At 65.3% G+C, this 14217-nt stretch carries 17 protein-coding genes; 10 read left to right on the top strand and 7 right to left on the bottom strand.

What is annotated here, in order from left to right; all coding sequences use genetic code 11:
• Window positions 1-178: 178 nt before the first annotated feature.
• Window positions 179-1360, bottom strand: a complete 1182-nt coding sequence (locus I6F28_RS13300; protein WP_225140078.1) for a GNAT family N-acetyltransferase — start codon at window positions 1358-1360, stop codon at window positions 179-181.
• 128 nt (window positions 1361-1488) lie between these two features.
• Here I6F28_RS13300 and I6F28_RS13295 point away from each other — a divergent pair, with 128 nt between their 5' ends.
• Window positions 1489-2535, top strand: a complete 1047-nt coding sequence (locus I6F28_RS13295) for a polysaccharide deacetylase family protein (RefSeq protein ID WP_225113083.1) — start codon at window positions 1489-1491, stop codon at window positions 2533-2535.
• Here I6F28_RS13295 and I6F28_RS13290 read toward each other — a convergent pair.
• A complete protein-coding gene (locus I6F28_RS13290; RefSeq protein ID WP_036010340.1) occupies window positions 2519-2740 on the bottom strand; it encodes a DUF2842 domain-containing protein in 222 nt (73 codons plus the stop codon). The genes I6F28_RS13295 and I6F28_RS13290 overlap by 17 nt on opposite strands.
• Window positions 2741-2850: 110 nt before the next feature.
• Between I6F28_RS13290 and I6F28_RS13285 the strand changes: the two genes are divergently transcribed.
• On the top strand, window positions 2851-3933 hold the full coding sequence (locus tag I6F28_RS13285; protein ID WP_109143558.1) for a COX15/CtaA family protein: 1083 nt from the start codon (window positions 2851-2853) through the stop codon (window positions 3931-3933).
• Between the two features lie 19 nt (window positions 3934-3952).
• On the opposite strand, the gene I6F28_RS13280 is transcribed toward I6F28_RS13285, so the two are convergent.
• The 4 genes from I6F28_RS13280 to I6F28_RS13265 all read right to left on the bottom strand — a co-directional run bounded on the left by I6F28_RS13280 (window position 3953) and on the right by I6F28_RS13265 (window position 7269).
• Window positions 3953-4297: a hypothetical protein gene (locus I6F28_RS13280; RefSeq protein ID WP_036025406.1), complete on the bottom strand. Its 345-nt coding sequence runs from the start codon at window positions 4295-4297 to the stop codon at window positions 3953-3955.
• Between the two features lie 106 nt (window positions 4298-4403).
• On the bottom strand, window positions 4404-5684 hold the full coding sequence (locus I6F28_RS13275) for an O-acetylhomoserine aminocarboxypropyltransferase (RefSeq protein WP_036010324.1): 1281 nt from the start codon (window positions 5682-5684) through the stop codon (window positions 4404-4406).
• A 149-nt stretch (window positions 5685-5833) separates the two neighbouring features.
• Window positions 5834-6418 (bottom strand): CoA-binding protein, encoded by a 585-nt coding sequence (locus I6F28_RS13270; RefSeq protein ID WP_036010322.1) that lies wholly within the window; start codon window positions 6416-6418, stop codon window positions 5834-5836.
• A 26-nt stretch (window positions 6419-6444) separates the two neighbouring features.
• Complete coding sequence (locus I6F28_RS13265) at window positions 6445-7269, bottom strand: enoyl-CoA hydratase (RefSeq protein ID WP_225140077.1); 825 nt, start codon at window positions 7267-7269, stop codon at window positions 6445-6447.
• A gap of 85 nt (window positions 7270-7354) precedes the next feature.
• Between I6F28_RS13265 and I6F28_RS13260 the strand changes: the two genes are divergently transcribed.
• From I6F28_RS13260 to I6F28_RS13235, 6 genes are all read left to right on the top strand, one after another.
• A complete protein-coding gene (locus I6F28_RS13260; protein ID WP_024341189.1) occupies window positions 7355-7783 on the top strand; it encodes a PaaI family thioesterase in 429 nt (142 codons plus the stop codon).
• Window positions 7784-7941: 158 nt separating this feature from the next.
• Window positions 7942-8406: a 50S ribosomal protein L13 gene (gene rplM / locus I6F28_RS13255; RefSeq protein WP_018642440.1), complete on the top strand. Its 465-nt coding sequence runs from the start codon at window positions 7942-7944 to the stop codon at window positions 8404-8406.
• 1 nt (window position 8407) lies between these two features.
• Complete coding sequence (gene rpsI / locus I6F28_RS13250) at window positions 8408-8887, top strand: 30S ribosomal protein S9 (protein WP_018642439.1); 480 nt, start codon at window positions 8408-8410, stop codon at window positions 8885-8887.
• A 229-nt stretch (window positions 8888-9116) separates the two neighbouring features.
• Window positions 9117-10337, top strand: coding sequence for a GGDEF domain-containing protein (locus I6F28_RS13245; protein ID WP_036010314.1), 1221 nt, complete (start codon window positions 9117-9119; stop codon window positions 10335-10337).
• A gap of 60 nt (window positions 10338-10397) precedes the next feature.
• On the top strand, window positions 10398-10634 hold the full coding sequence (locus tag I6F28_RS13240) for a hypothetical protein (RefSeq protein ID WP_036010312.1): 237 nt from the start codon (window positions 10398-10400) through the stop codon (window positions 10632-10634).
• Window positions 10635-10735: 101 nt separating this feature from the next.
• Complete coding sequence (locus tag I6F28_RS13235; protein ID WP_025036647.1) at window positions 10736-11032, top strand: antibiotic biosynthesis monooxygenase family protein; 297 nt, start codon at window positions 10736-10738, stop codon at window positions 11030-11032.
• An 82-nt stretch (window positions 11033-11114) separates the two neighbouring features.
• Here the strand turns inward: I6F28_RS13235 and I6F28_RS13230 are convergent, their stop codons facing one another.
• Window positions 11115-12266, bottom strand: coding sequence for an AI-2E family transporter (locus I6F28_RS13230; protein WP_225140076.1), 1152 nt, complete (start codon window positions 12264-12266; stop codon window positions 11115-11117).
• A 355-nt stretch (window positions 12267-12621) separates the two neighbouring features.
• Here I6F28_RS13230 and I6F28_RS13225 point away from each other — a divergent pair, with 355 nt between their 5' ends.
• Window positions 12622-13326: a hypothetical protein gene (locus I6F28_RS13225; RefSeq protein WP_225140075.1), complete on the top strand. Its 705-nt coding sequence runs from the start codon at window positions 12622-12624 to the stop codon at window positions 13324-13326.
• Between the two features lie 90 nt (window positions 13327-13416).
• The gene (locus I6F28_RS13220; protein WP_036025392.1) at window positions 13417-14190 is read left to right on the top strand and encodes a gamma-glutamyl-gamma-aminobutyrate hydrolase family protein; all 774 of its coding nucleotides are present in this window, start codon (window positions 13417-13419) and stop codon (window positions 14188-14190) included.
• Window positions 14191-14217 lie beyond the last annotated feature (27 nt).

Here is a 14217-nt window from a genome sequence, read left to right as displayed (position 1 = left end):
ACCCTCTCCCCTTGTGGGAGAGGGTGGCTCGCCGCGTTAGCGGCGAGACGGGTGAGGGGTATCTCTCCGCGAGTTCACCTTTCCATTCGAGCTCGCGGAGGCATACCCCTCATCCGGCGCTTCGCGCCACCTTCTCCCACAAGGGGAGAAGGGAAGACAGCCGTGCAAGTGGAAAGAGCTACCCGAACGCCTGCCGTAGCCGGCGGGCCATGTCGAACAGCATTTGGTTCTGCTTCACCAGCCGCTTGCCGTGGCTGAGCGAGGACATCGCCATGGCCGCGAGCTTGCCGCGCGAGGTCAGGGGGACGAAGCTGTCGAAGATCGCCTCGTCGTCCTTGCAGAACATCCGCTTGTAATCGTCCGAGCCGATGCCGAGGTCGAGCGAGCGGTAGCCGCGTTCGCCGTAGCGGTCGATGATGTAGCGCATCAGGATCAGGCCGGGGCTGTAGCGGGCGTGCTCGGACATCGTGTAGGTGTTGAACATCATCGAGAAGCGCTCGCCGTCGGCGACGCCGGCGAAGATCGCGATCACCTCCTCGTCGCATTCCAGCGCATGGATGTCGATGACATGACCTTCGCCGCGCGGTGCGAGGCAGGCGCTGCGGACGAACTGCTCGACGCCGGGTTCGGCGAAGACGTTCGGCAGCTTCTGCTCCGCCATCCGCGCCGGCTTGACACGGAAGAACCAGTCGAGCAGGCGGATGATGTCTGCGTCCGACGTCGCCACGTGATAGCGGTAGCCGGCCAGGGACTGAAGCTTCTTCTCCTTGCTCTTGAGGCGGCGGCGGAGGGAATTGCTGATCCGCGAGGCCGGCGGGCCGCCCGGCTCCATCACCAGTCGCGGGCAACCGTTGATCGGGCGCTGCTGCGGCAGGGCTGCAAACGGGTTTTGCTGGTCGTGCCAGCGCTCGGGCTGCTGTGTCAGTGCGAGCACGTCGGCGTGCTCGCCGAGCGGCGCAAGCAGTGCATCGAGATCGGCGCTGGCGGCCTCGGCTGCGAACTCGGCGTTCCACAGGCCCATGTTGAAGGTTGTGTGCTTGCCGCCCATGAAGCCGGCGGTGCGCACGCCGTGGCCCTGCCGCAGCGAGAGCGGCAGCAGCAGGAGCGGGCGCCGATCGGCGTCGCGGGCGATCACAATGAACGGCCGGGCACCTTCACGGGCGCCGACCAGCCGCTGCCACGGATCGAGCAGGTCGAAGCGTTGGTAGGGCGTGAAGAGATGGCCGCTCGCCTCGAAGCCGCGCCAGACCGCCTCGGCCTCGGCGAGATCCGTGACGATCTCCACTCGCGCGATACGGCTCGCTCTCGACCGCGCTGGCGCTTCTGCCGTCCGGCTTTGCATCGCCGCAGCCATGGTCATTCGCGAAACCTGTCGAGAAATCGAAAATACGTATTTCGGCCCGTGGCCGACCTTTGCAAACAAAGGTCAACAAAGGGTAATGACTGGGGCGAGGGAACTGACCGCCGGCGCGGGCGAAGGGTGGGATTTTGGCTTCCGACGACAGATGGTTGGAACGGCTGCGCCTCGAGCTGGCCTGGTTCACCGGCCAGGCCATGCTGCGCAGTCGCGGTGCCGGCGCCATCCTGCGTTTCCGCTACGTGCGGCCTCGGCGGCGCGGATTTCAGCCGTTGCGCGAGCACGAGATTACGCCGCAATTCCTCGATCGCGCCATCCGCGCGCTGAAGCGGTGGAACTACGATTTTCTCGGCATGGACGAGGTCTGCCGGCGCGCGGTGATGCTGCCGGAGAAGCGTCGCTTCGTGGCGCTGACCTTCGATGGCGCCGGCAAGGATCTCATCACCTTCGCCTATCCGGTGCTGGCGCGTCACGCCGTGCCTTTTACGATCTATGTGCCGACCGCTTTTCCCGACGGCGTCGGCGAGGCCTGGTGGCTCGCCCTGGAGCAGGTGATCGCGCGCGAGAGCCGCATCGACCTGATGATGGGCGACAAGGAGCAGCGCTTCACGGTCGCCGACAAGGCCGGGAAGCAGGCGCTGTTCTCGCATCTGGAGAGCTGGCTGCGCTCGCTGCCGCCGGCGGATCTGTCGGCCGCGATCGCCGATCTCTGTACGCGCTACCGGATCGACCTCGCCGCGCTCTCGCGCGAGGCGTCGATGGATTGGGAGGACCTCGCCAGGCTCGCCGGCGATCCGCTCGTGACGATCGGCAGCGCAACGGTGAACTATCCGATGCTGGCCAACATGAAGGACGCGGCCGCACTGCGCGAGATGACGATGGGCAAGGCCGTGGCGGAATCGGCTTTCAACCGCGAGATCAGGCATTTCGCCTATCCGTTCGGCGACCGCGCTTCGTTCCGGCGCAGCCACGTCGTGATGGCGGAGCAGGCGGGCTTCGCCAGCGCGGCCTCGACGATCCCGGGCATCGTGGAGGCGGAGGGACGGACGAACTTGCGCGCGCTGCCGCGGATCTCCTGGGACGGGCGGGTGCGCTCGCTGCGGATGCTGCGCGTGCTGGTGTCGGGCGCCGCTTTTGCGCCGGTGCGGCCGACCGGGAGCGCTACGAGCCAGACCTGAGGCGATCGGGCCGCTGCATCCAGCTCACGATCGGCATCGCCGGCAGCACCCAGCCCATGCCGACCACGACGTAGTAGATCGCCTGCCGCCAGCCGGATTCGGCGATCCACGGCATCTGCGCCGCCGCCATGCCGAGCAGGGCCCAAACGGTGGCCAGCACCAGGAGCAGGATGGCGCCGAGGAACTTGCGGGTGCGGATCGTCATGGCGGGAACTTTAAGGCTTTCGCGTTACTTGCGCTGCGGGAGCGGGGGACTATAAGGGGCACTCAACCGGGTTCAAGTCTCTTCGCCACAGGCTTGGTTTTGTCCTTGAAATGACGACGAATTCCGCCCCATCCGAGCCGCATCGCGCCGTGCGCTGGTGGCTGATCTGTGTGGCCGCGCTGATCGCACTGATGGTGCTGGTTGGCGGTGCGACACGACTGACGGAATCGGGCCTATCGATCGTCGAATGGAAGCCGGTCACGGGCAGTGTTCCGCCGCTGTCGGAAGCGGCATGGGCCGAGGCGTTCGAGGCCTACAAGAAGATCCCGCAATATCGCGAGCTGAATTCAGGCATGAGCCTGTCCGAGTTCAAGACGATCTTCTGGTGGGAGTGGAGCCACCGGCTGCTCGGCCGCTTCATCGGCGTCGCCTATCTGCTGCCGTTCCTGTTCTTCCTCTGGCGCGGCGGACTGTCGGGTGAGCTGAAGCGCAGGCTGTGGCTGCTGTTTGCGCTCGGTGGCCTCCAGGGGGCGGTCGGCTGGTGGATGGTGGCCTCGGGCCTGACGGAACGCACCGAGGTGTCGCAATATCGGCTGGCGACGCATCTTTCGCTCGCGCTCCTGATTTTCGCGGGGATCGTCTGGACGGTGCGGCGGCTCGAGCAGCGGCCGCAGATCGCGGCGCCGGCTCGGCTGCGGTTCACGAGCGCGGTGCTGCTCGCGGTGACCTTCGTGCAGATCTATTTCGGTGCGCTGGTCGCGGGCTTGCGTGCCGGGCGGGCCTACAACACCTGGCCTGAGATCGATGGGGCGCTCATCCCCTCGGCGGAACGGCTGTGGTTCGAGACGCCGTGGTGGCGCAACATGTTCGACAATGTGCTGACGGTGCAGTTCGAGCACCGCATGACCGCCTACGTGTTGATCGTGCTGGCGCTGCTGCATGCGATCGACGCGGTGCGCTCGCGTGCAGGTGCGGCCGCGAGCGGCGCGTTGTGGCTGTTCGCGGCGGTGAGCGTGCAGGCGGTGCTCGGCATCCTCACGCTGCTCAACCAGGTGCCGATCGATCTCGCGCTGACCCACCAGGCGGTTGCGATCGTGGTGTTGACGCTGGCAGTGATGCAGGTGGAGCGGCTGGCGTCACGGCAGTCTGTGCAGGCGCAGCCGCGCGCGGTCCCCGTGGGTCAGCCCGGCTGATCACCATCAGCCCGGCTGATCAGCAATAGCCGTAGACGCCGCACGCATAGGGCAGGCGCCAGAAATAATCGACCTGTTTCCCGCCGTAATAGGCGCCCTGATAATCGTAGCTCCAGGGGCGGCCGTAATAGCCAGGCAAGGTGTGGGAGCCCGGCAGCAGCGGCGTGCCCGGCAGGTTGCGGATGTAGCTGCCGATGCCGTAGGCCGGCGAGATCAGCGCATCCGGATCGGTCTCGACATAGACCTGAGGTGGGTCCTGCGGCGGCCCGGCCGCGCGCCGCTTCGGCGTCGCCGGCAGATCGGCGGCAATGGCCGCCGAGGCCGTCAGCATCACAGCCAGAGCGGGCACCATCCAGCGCAGCATCGTCGGCTCCGAATCAAAGGGGCGATCCAAGCACGATGTATGAGGCAGATATGGTTAATGAGGGTTAACCGACGGCGGCCAAAACGGCCGCCGTCGTTCCCAGGCGCTACGTCCCCAGCGCCTGTTCCAGATCCGCGATCAGGTCTTCCTTGTCCTCGATACCGACCGAGATCCGGACCACGTCCGGGCCGGCGCCGGACTTGATCTTGGCGGCGTCGTCGAGCTGGCTGTGCGTGGTCGAGGCCGGATGGATCACCAGCGAGCGGGTGTCGCCGACATTGGCGAGGTGCGAGAACAACTGCAGCTTCGACACCAGGCTGACGCCGGCGTCATAGCCGCCCTTCAGGCTGAAGGTGAACACCGCGCCGGCGCCCTTTGGTGCGTATTTGCGCGCGAGCTGATTGTACTTGTCGCTCGGCAGCCCGGCATAGCTCACCGAGGCCACCGCCGGATGTCCCGCGAGGTATTCGGCAACGGCTTTGGCATTGTCGCAGTGCTTCTGCATGCGCAGCGGCAGAGTCTCGATGCCGGTCAGGATCATGAAGGCGTTGAAGGGCGACAACGCCGGTCCGAGGTCGCGCAGGCCCAGCACGCGGCAGGCGATCGCGAAGGCGAAATTGCCGAAGGTCTCCTGCAGCCGGATGCCGTGATATTCCGGGCGCGGCTCCGAGAGCATGGGGTACTTGCCGCCCGTGGACCAGTCGAAGGTGCCGGCATCGACGATGATGCCGCCGAGCGAGTTGCCGTGGCCGCCCAGGAATTTCGTCAGCGAGTGCACGACGATGTCAGCGCCATGATCGATCGGACGGATCAGATAGGGCGAAGCCAGCGTGTTGTCGACGATCAGCGGCACGCCCGCCTTGCGCGCCACGGTCGAGATCGCCTCGATGTCGGTGATGCTGCCGGCGGGGTTGGCGATGGACTCGATGAAGATCGCTTTCGTGCGCGGCGTCACCGCACGCTCGAAGCTCGCGATATCGTCGGGATCGGCCCACACCACGTTCCAGCCAAAGCTCTTGAAGGCGTGCGTGAACTGGTTGATCGAGCCGCCATAGAGCTTTCGCGCGGCGATGAATTCGTCGCCGGGTTGAAGCAGCTGCTGCAGCACCACGACCTGCGCGGCATGGCCGGAAGCGACCGCGAGCGCGGCCGTGCCGCCTTCGAGCGCGGCGACGCGCTCTTCCAGCACCGCATTGGTAGGATTACCGATGCGGGTATAGATGTTGCCGAACGCCTGCAGGCCGAACAGCGAGGCGGCGTGATCGGCATCGTTGAAGACGAAAGAGGTCGTTTGATAAATCGGAGTCGCGCGCGCGCCGGTGGTGGGGTCGGGCTGTGCACCGGCATGCACGGCGAGCGTTGAAAATCCCGGAAGGCGATCGCTCATTTGGGCGTCCTGTTCTTGTGGCCTGAAATTCGCGCGGCATGCTGATCGGCGCCGTGCCCGCCGTCAAGGCGCGGCGTCACATCGGAATCATTTTGGGAACGATCGTGCTGCGCATTGTCGCGTTTGCGAACGAAGCCTTCGCAATCGCGTCAGCTTTGCTCGCTCTTGTTCTTCGCAGCGCGATCCGATGCGGCGGTGTCGCCACCGCCGACACTCATCCGATTGAGGGACAGCCTCATGCCCTGCGTCGGCGCCGGCGCGCGCTTGGAGCTGAGCGTGCGCGAATTCACGCCCATCCAGGAGATTTCTGACGACAGGCGGCCATATTCGATCTTGGGGCAGCGGTTCATGACCACCTTGATCCCGACTGATTCCGCTTTCGCGGCCGCCGCATCGTCGCGCGCGCCGAGCTGCATCCAGATCACCTTCGGCAGCGGGTCGAGCGTGAGCGCCTCCTCGACGACGGGCATGATGTGGCTGGAGTTGCGGAAGATGTCGACCATGTCGACGGGGCGGCCGATATCCGACAGTGATGCGACGAACGGCTTTCCGAGCAGCTCCTTGCCGACATGGCCGGGATTGACCGGGATCATGTCGTAGCCGCGCTGCATCAGGTATTTGAACGCGAAATAGCTCGGCCGCACATTGACCGGTGATGCCCCGACCATCGCGATCGATTTCACGCTGTTGAGGATGCCGCGGATATAATTGTCGGGATAGGCGTCGTGGTTCATCACTTATCTTTTCTTGTTGGCGGGGGTCATTCATCCCGCCATGTCGGCGCGCGCTTCTCGATGAAGGCGCCGATGCCTTCCTCGGCGTCGCGCGCCATCATGTTCTCGGTCATCACCTCTGCGGCATAGCGATAGGCGTCTGCAAGGCTCATCTCGGCCTGGCGGTAGAAGGCCTCCTTGCCGAGCTTGATCGTGTAGGCGGATTTCAACGCGACCTGTTGCGCGAGCTCGATCGCGGCGCCGAGTTCGGTGCCGGCGGGAACGACGCGGTTGACGAGCCCGATGTCGCGGGCGCGCTCGGCCGTGACAGGCTCGCCCGTCAGCAGCATCTCCATGGCCTGTTTGCGCGGCACGTTGCGCGACAGCGCCACCATCGGGGTCGAGCAGAACAGGCCGATATCGACGCCGGGTGTGGCGAACTTCGCCTCGTGCGATGCGATCGCAAGATCGCAGCTGGCGACGAGCTGGCAGCCGGCGGCGGTTGCGATGCCCTGGACGGCCGCGACCACGGGCTTCGGCAGATGCACGACCGCCTGCATCATCGCGCTGCAGGCCGTCATGATCTGCGCAAAATAAGCCCGACCCCGATCCGGATCGGTGCGGCGCGCGGTCAGTTCCTTTATGTCGTGGCCGGCGGAAAAAGCGGGGCCGTTGGCCGCGATGACGGCCGCGCGGATGTGCTTGTCTTCCGCGATTGCGTTTAGGCTCGCATGCAGCTGTCCGATCATCGCCTCGGAAAGGCTGTTGCGCGCGGCTGGTCGGTTCAGCGTGAGCACGGCGACGCTGCCGACGATCTCGCGCAGCAGGATCGGCGGTTGCGGGGAGGGGGCGCGGGCGGCCTGAACGGACATTGACGCGACTTCCGCTAGATGATTGCAATTGGATGACACCGATAACTTAATGTAACAGGGCAGGCGAAGCGAGGGTGGGGACGGCATGGCGTTAGCGAAAATGAGCGTGGCGGAGCTCGAGCGGTTCCTCCGTGACGAGTTTCCCCAGGCCTTCAGCGGTGACGACATCACGATCGAGAGCGCGGACGGCCAGACCAGCCTCTTGCGCCAGCGCTACAGCGAACGGATGTTGCGGCCCGGGGGAACCGTGTCCGGGCCGACGCTGATGGCGCTCGCGGATTTCGCGATGTACGTGGTGCTGCTGTCCGCGATCGGGCCGATCGGGCTCGCCGTCACCACCAATCTCAACATCAACTTCCTGCGCAAGGGCCAGCCCGGGCAGGACGTGCTGGCCGAGGCCCGGCTGCTCAAGCTCGGCAAGCGCCTTGCGGTCGGGGAGGTGAACCTCTTGTCCGGGACCTCACCCGATCCGATCGCCCATGTCACCTCGACCTATTCCATTCCAAACGTTTGAGCTTTTTACAGGTAATATCGCACCATATTTTTAAGTTATTGAGTTTGCTTAGTTATTTTCGGCTCTGGGGCATTGACCGTTGCGCCGCTCTTCTCTAGAACCGCGCGCAGTCTGGTGCGGTGTTCGCGCCGATATCTCCCGTCCACGGAAACTCCGACATGAAAACCTTTTCGGCAAAGCCGGCTGAGGTGACGAAGAAGTGGGTGCTGATCGACGCCAAGGGTCTGGTCGTCGGCCGCCTCGCCACCATCGTCGCCATGCGCCTGCGCGGCAAGCACCTCCCGACCTACACCCCGCACGTCGATTGCGGCGACAACGTCATCATCATCAACGCGCAGCATGCGGTCCTCACCGGTCGCAAGCGCGAGCAGAAGACCTACTACAAGCACACCGGCTATGTCGGCCACGTCAAGGAGCGCACCGCGCGCCAGATCCTCGAAGGGCGTCATCCCGAGCGCGTGCTCGAGAAGGCCGTCGAGCGCATGATCCCGCGTGGTCCGCTCGGCCGCGTGCAGATGGGTAACCTCCGTGTCTACGGCGGCGCCGATCATCCGCACGAGGCGCAGCAGCCCGAGAAGATCGATATCGCCAAGTTGAACCGCAAGAACACGAGGGCCGCATAACATGGCCGAATCCATTCAGTCGCTCGACCAGCTCTCGCAGCTCAAGACGGCGGCCGCGCCCGAGGCGCCCAAGCACGAGAAGAAGGTCGACAAGTTCAACCGCGCTTACGCCACCGGCAAGCGCAAGGACGCGGTCGCCCGCGTCTGGATCAAGCCGGGCGCCGGCAAGGTCACCGTCAACTCGCGCGAGGTCGAGGTCTATTTCGCCCGTCCCGTGCTGCGCATGATGATCGAGCAGCCGTTCTCCGTGGCCCAGCGTTCGGGCCAGTACGACGTGATCTGCACCGTCGCCGGCGGCGGCCTGTCCGGCCAGGCCGGCGCGGTCCGTCACGGCATCTCCAAGGCGCTCACCTATTTCGAGCCGGAGCTGCGCTCCGTGCTCAAGAAGGGCGGCTTCCTCACCCGCGACTCGCGCGTGGTCGAGCGCAAGAAGTACGGCAAGGCCAAGGCCCGCCGGTCCTTCCAGTTCTCGAAGCGTTAATCGCTTTTGTCGCATTCGCCGCGAAAGCGGCTTCAATGAGATGCAAAAGGGCGCTGATTTCAGCGCCCTTTTTGTTGTTCGTTTGTATGCAAATTGATGGCGTGTTTCCCGAAAACTTGGGGACCGGCGAAAACCTGAATGGAACCCGCGAGACCTAGCGTCGCCTTCGGAAGGGCGCGCAAATCGGCTGGGCCGATCGCGTAACTGCTATGTTCTAGAGGGGGCCGACATGATGTCGCTCGATAGCATCACGCTCTATTTGGTCGCCACCATGGTCGCCGCACTGCTCGGCGCCATGATGGTGTTTTTCGGCAAGCAGGAGAACAGCCCGGCGCTGAAATGGTGGGGCACCGCCTATCTGCTCGGTGCCGCCTCCGTCGCGCTATGGACCGCGGCGGGCGACAGGCTGGGGCCGCACATTTACCTCGCACTGAACGCGGTCGGTTTCGTCGCCTGCGGCATGGTCTGGAACGCAGCGCGCGTCTTCCACGGCCGCAACCCGAACTGGCCGGGGCTCGTGCTCGGCGCGCTCGCCTGGGTCGCGGCTGCGACGCTGCTCGATCCCGCTTCATCGATGCTGCGCATGCTCGTCGGTGCCGGCATCGTCTCGGTGTACGCGGCCCTGACGGCGAGCGAGCTCTGGACCGAACGGCGCAAGAGCGTGCAACGGCGCTGGCCCGCCTTCGTGATGCCGGTGATGCACGGCTGCGTGTTGATGCTGCCGATCCTGATCGGCAGCTTCCTGCGCCCGCATGATGCCGGCTTCTCCTCGAGCATCTGGGTCACCGTGTTCGCGGTCGAGCTCATACTCTATGCCGTCGGTACCGTGTTCGTGATCTTCATGCTGGTGTCGGAACGCACCGTCACCGCGCACCGGACGGCGGCATCGACCGATCCCTTGACCGGCATGCTCAACCGGCGCGGCTTCTCGGAGGCTTGTGCGCGCGTGATCGAGCGCGAGGCCAAGGCCGGGCGGCCGGTGACCGTGATGATCTTCGACATCGACCATTTCAAATCGATCAACGACCGCTTCGGCCATCCCGCCGGCGACGAGATGCTGAAGCTGTTCTCCACCGTCGTGGTCAGCAATTTGCGCATCTCCGACCTGTCGGGCCGCATCGGCGGCGAGGAGTTCGCCGCGCTGTTGCCATGCTCACTGGAGGAGGGCGTGCTGGTCGCCGAGCGCGTGCGCGAGGCGTTCGAGACCTCCGGCGTCGTGGTCGACGAAGGTCCGGTCGATACCACCGTCAGCATCGGCGTTGCCGGAGGTCCGGCCGGCACCGAGCTGGAGGTGCTGCTGGCCTCGGCGGACACCGCGCTCTACCAGGCCAAGCGCGGCGGCCGCAACCGCGTCGAGGCGGCCGAGGAGCTGCCGCTGTCGCTGGAGAACTGGCGCCGCCAGAGCGCGGCGCGGACCGGCGCATCGCAGGCGCGTCCGGTCACCGCGTGAGCATGCAGGGCGGGCTTGCGGTAAATCTCTGTTTACCATTCGATCCCTACCATCGTGGTCATGGAATCGATCCGTCGACGGAATCCGCAAGCCGCCCTGATGTCGCTCGAAGCCGAAGCTGCCTCGGCCCGCGGCGGTTTCGCCTGTCTGTTCTCCACTGCGGACGAATACGAGAGCGCGCTGATCACCGAGCGTCGCGCGCAAGGACGCTACACGCAGCAACGCAGCTACTGGCCGTTCGTGCTGTTCGCGGGTTGTGCGCTGATCGTCGCGGGCACGGTCCTGCTGTTCGCCTGACGCACCCGCAATTTGGCCGGGCAGGGCGCCGTTTCGGCGCCTTTTTCTTTGGCGCCGGCTACGCTAGACACGGGCATCGAACAAACAGGGTGGAAAAGCCGATGATCACCGAGATCGCGCAAATCGACGTCAAGCCGGGCAGCGAGAAGGATTTTGAGGCCGCCGTTGCCAAGGCCAAGGCCGCTTTCGGCCGCTCCAAGGGCTTTCACGGCTTCGAGCTGCACAAGTCGATCGAGAAGCCGCAGCGCTACCGGCTGATGGTGAAATGGGCGACGCTGGAGAACCACACCGTGGACTTCCGCGGCTCGGAGAATTTCACCGAATGGCGCGGCCTGGTCGGCCAGTATTTTGCCGCGCCTCCCGAGGTCGAGCACACCGAGACCGTGCTGACGACCTGAGGCTTTATCTCGGGAGCACGATCTTATCGGAAAACCGCTCCACACTTTGCGTTAACGCGGCCCTCCGGGTCCGGATCATGCTCTAGGCCGCCTCCGCGAGAGGCGACGCCTCGTAGGTCTTGACATGGTCGATCATGACCTTGGCGATCGCCACCAGCGGGAGCGCCAGCGCCAGGCCCCAGATGCCGAACACGACGCCCAGCAGGATCTGGAACGCGAACAGCGTGGCCGGCGGGATGTCGAGTGCCTGGCGCTGCAGGATCGGCGTCAGCACGTAGCTTTCCATGGCGTGCACGCCCATGAACAGCAGAAATGCCGACAAAGCGGGGATCCAGCCCGAGGCCAGGCTCGCCAGCACCACGATGACGCCGGCGATGATGGCTCCCACCGTGGGGATGAAGGCGAGCAGGCCCGCCTGGATTCCTAGGATGAACGCGCCGGGGATGCCGATGACGGCAAGTCCGATCCAGGTTACGACACCGACCGCGATCATGACGATGATCTGGGCGATCAGCCAGCGCTCGAGCGTTTCAGCGATACGGTCGATGACGATGGCGAAACGGGTACGGTGCCGCGCCGGTGCCAGGAACAGCAGGCCGTCATGATAGACGCTGGGCTGGGCGGCGAAGGCCAGGCCCAGGAACAGCACGATGAAGATGTTGCCGACGCCGTGGATGGTGCCGAGCAGCAGTTTGAATGTCTGGCTCACGATCGCACCGCCGCTGGAGGCGAGCGTGCCGGCACTGGGCAGCGGAGCGCGCGAAGGCGTTGCCGGCGCGGGCGTTGCCTCCGAGGACGCGTTGGCGGCGGGGTCCGAGGCAGCGTTGCCGAGGTCGAAGAAGCTGGTGTCGATGCCGTGGCTCTCGAGCAGGGACCTGACATTGGTGATCTGCGACTTGATGGTCTTGCTCAGCAGCGAGGCCTGTTCGGCAATGGTGGCGCCGCCGAGATAGGCGACGCCCGCGAGCAGCAAAGCGAGCGCAACGCAGACGATTGCAAGCCGGATCGTGTGAGGCAGCTGGACCCGGCGGCCGAGCGCATTGACCAGAGCGTTGAGACCGAGGCCGAGCAGCATGCCGGTGAAGATCAGCAGCAGGGTGGCGGCAAAATACCAGGTGAAGGCGAGCAGCGCGGTGAACAGAACGACGCCGATGCCTCCGGCCGCGATCGCCCAGGCCTGATCCCGCGCGAGGTCGGCACGGGAGCGGGATCGTTCATCTGCGGGAAAGGTCACATCGTATCCTGTCTTTGGTGGCTGCAATGGGAGCACTCTTTCGACAAACACGCTTCCGATCAAGAGCAGGGCTATCGCAGATCACTTTTGGCGGCGGCCTGCGCGCACGCCTCGTCCTTCGAGACGGCGCTTCGCCTCCTCAGGATGAGGTTAATCTGGATCAGTGCCTGTTGAAACTGTAGCCACGCACTCCGCCCTCATCCTGAGGAGCCCGCCTAAAGCGGGCGTCTCGAAGGATGACTGCAGGGAAAAGCCCCTCAAATGCGATAGCCCCGCGATCACAAGCGGCAACGCGCCGGTTTGACGCTGCCGCGCGAACGGTGCAGAGCGGTGGCGAAAAGGAAGTGAGGAGCGCTTGGGCGTTATCAGCAAGTGGGCCGGTCTGCTCGGGCTGTTGGCTTTGCTCGTCGGCGGCGACCAGATCCGGATCAACCGGCCGGACCACAAATACCGCCTAACGGTCGAGGTGACGACGCCCGCCGGGATCAAGACCGGGTCGGCCATTCTCGCTGTCGTGCCCGATCGCAACTATAACCGCAGCGGCCGCACCACGACGCGCGGGGAGGCCGTGTTCGTCGATCTCGGCCAAGGCAAGAACATCGTGGTCTTGCTGGCGCACCAGCAGGGCGCCAAGCTCGACCTCGACGACATCAACTATGTGGCGCTCCGCGCCTATGGCGCCGCGCGCGGCAGCCGGGTGTCGTTCAAGGACATGAGCCGGCAGACCGGCATTGTCCCGGTGCAAGGAGAGCTCATCCCCGTGCTCGTGAGCTTTGGCGATCTCGGGGATCCCAACACCGCGCGCCTTGTCGCCAGCGACAAGGCAGAGGCAATCCTGGGCGAGGGCTATGCGATCCGCGGCTTCTCCGCCGAGGTGGTGCCCAACGGGTTCTGGCCGATCGACTTCGGAGGCGTGCTCGGGGAGCCCGTGACGCGCGGAATCGAGGCCAAGCTTCCCTGGCTGGCCGCGCCGGGCGAGACAGCGGCAATTGCGCTGAGGGCCGCGGGTCTGCCCGTGGAGGGCGGGTTGGGCGCCCGGGAGGCATTTGCGCGAAAATAGCATTGCCGTCCCGCGATCCCCTCTGTTGAATTTGTTCCATCGGAGGGGCATCTTTGGGGAATCTTCTTATCGGGAGGCGCGGAACGACAGATGAGAAAGCCGGTCGTCGGCGTGATCGGGAATTCCTATCGCGTCGAGAATCGATTTCAGGTCCAGATGGTTGGCGAGCGAAACCTGCGCGCCGTGGCCGAAGTCTCCGGCGGCTTGCCGTTGATGTTCGCTGGAGCCCCCGACATCACGGATATCCCGGCGCTGCTCGATACCGTCGACGGCATCATCCTCACAGGGGCCCGGGCCAACGTTCACCCGACCCGCTTCAACGTCGATCCCTGCGAGAAGCACGAGCCCTACGACATCCACCGCGACGAGGTCGCGCTGGCCCTGTCGGTCGCCTGCGTCGCCCGCGGCATTCCGCTGTTCGGCATTTGCCGCGGCCTGCAGGAGATGAACGTCGCCTTCGGCGGCTCGCTGCATCCCGAGATCCGCGAGATCCCCGGCCGCATGAACCACCGCATGCCCCGGCTCGAGAACGGCGAGATCCATCCCGATCCGACCGTGGTGTTCGCCGACCGTCACGACGTCGAGCTGACGCCCGGCGGCGCCTTCGCCACGATCCTCGGCTGCGAGAAGATCCGGGTCAATTCGCTGCATGGACAGGGCATCCTCGATCCCGGCAAGCGCGTGCTGATCGAAGGCATCGCCGAGGACGGCACCATCGAGGCGATCCGCATCGCGGAAGCCCCGAGCTTTGCCCTCGGCGTGCAATGGCACGCGGAGTACGACCCGCAGCACAATCCGATCAACCGCAAGCTGTTCGAGGCCTTTGGCGAGGCGCTGGTGACAAGGCAGAAGGCGGAGGCGTAGCCGCGGTCGTGTCCCGGACCAGCTGCA

It is taken from the genome of Bradyrhizobium sp. NBAIM14 (assembly GCF_020193895.1).
Classification (GTDB): domain Bacteria; phylum Pseudomonadota; class Alphaproteobacteria; order Rhizobiales; family Xanthobacteraceae; genus Bradyrhizobium; species Bradyrhizobium yuanmingense.
The sequence above is the reverse complement of the archived record's forward strand: the minus strand, read 5'-3'. Positions and strand labels throughout refer to the sequence as shown.

Excerpts from the sequence above, each read along its gene's own strand:
- I6F28_RS13270 (WP_036010322.1), bottom strand. The coding sequence starts at position 6,418 with ATGAACCACGACGCCTATCCCGACAATTATATCCGCGGCATCCTCAAC.
- I6F28_RS13220 (WP_036025392.1), top strand. The coding sequence starts at position 13,417 with ATGAGAAAGCCGGTCGTCGGCGTGATCGGGAATTCCTATCGCGTCGAG.
- I6F28_RS13300 (WP_225140078.1), bottom strand. The coding sequence starts at position 1,360 with ATGACCATGGCTGCGGCGATGCAAAGCCGGACGGCAGAAGCGCCAGCG.
- I6F28_RS13280 (WP_036025406.1), bottom strand. The coding sequence starts at position 4,297 with ATGCTGCGCTGGATGGTGCCCGCTCTGGCTGTGATGCTGACGGCCTCG.
- rpsI (WP_018642439.1), top strand. The coding sequence starts at position 8,408 with ATGGCCGAATCCATTCAGTCGCTCGACCAGCTCTCGCAGCTCAAGACG.
- I6F28_RS13235 (WP_025036647.1), top strand. The coding sequence starts at position 10,736 with ATGATCACCGAGATCGCGCAAATCGACGTCAAGCCGGGCAGCGAGAAG.
- rplM (WP_018642440.1), top strand. The coding sequence starts at position 7,942 with ATGAAAACCTTTTCGGCAAAGCCGGCTGAGGTGACGAAGAAGTGGGTG.
- I6F28_RS13240 (WP_036010312.1), top strand. The coding sequence starts at position 10,398 with ATGGAATCGATCCGTCGACGGAATCCGCAAGCCGCCCTGATGTCGCTC.
- I6F28_RS13285 (WP_109143558.1), top strand. The coding sequence starts at position 2,851 with ATGACGACGAATTCCGCCCCATCCGAGCCGCATCGCGCCGTGCGCTGG.
- I6F28_RS13260 (WP_024341189.1), top strand. The coding sequence starts at position 7,355 with ATGGCGTTAGCGAAAATGAGCGTGGCGGAGCTCGAGCGGTTCCTCCGT.
- I6F28_RS13275 (WP_036010324.1), bottom strand. The coding sequence starts at position 5,684 with ATGAGCGATCGCCTTCCGGGATTTTCAACGCTCGCCGTGCATGCCGGT.
- I6F28_RS13245 (WP_036010314.1), top strand. The coding sequence starts at position 9,117 with ATGATGTCGCTCGATAGCATCACGCTCTATTTGGTCGCCACCATGGTC.
- I6F28_RS13265 (WP_225140077.1), bottom strand. The coding sequence starts at position 7,269 with ATGTCCGTTCAGGCCGCCCGCGCCCCCTCCCCGCAACCGCCGATCCTG.
- I6F28_RS13290 (WP_036010340.1), bottom strand. The coding sequence starts at position 2,740 with ATGACGATCCGCACCCGCAAGTTCCTCGGCGCCATCCTGCTCCTGGTG.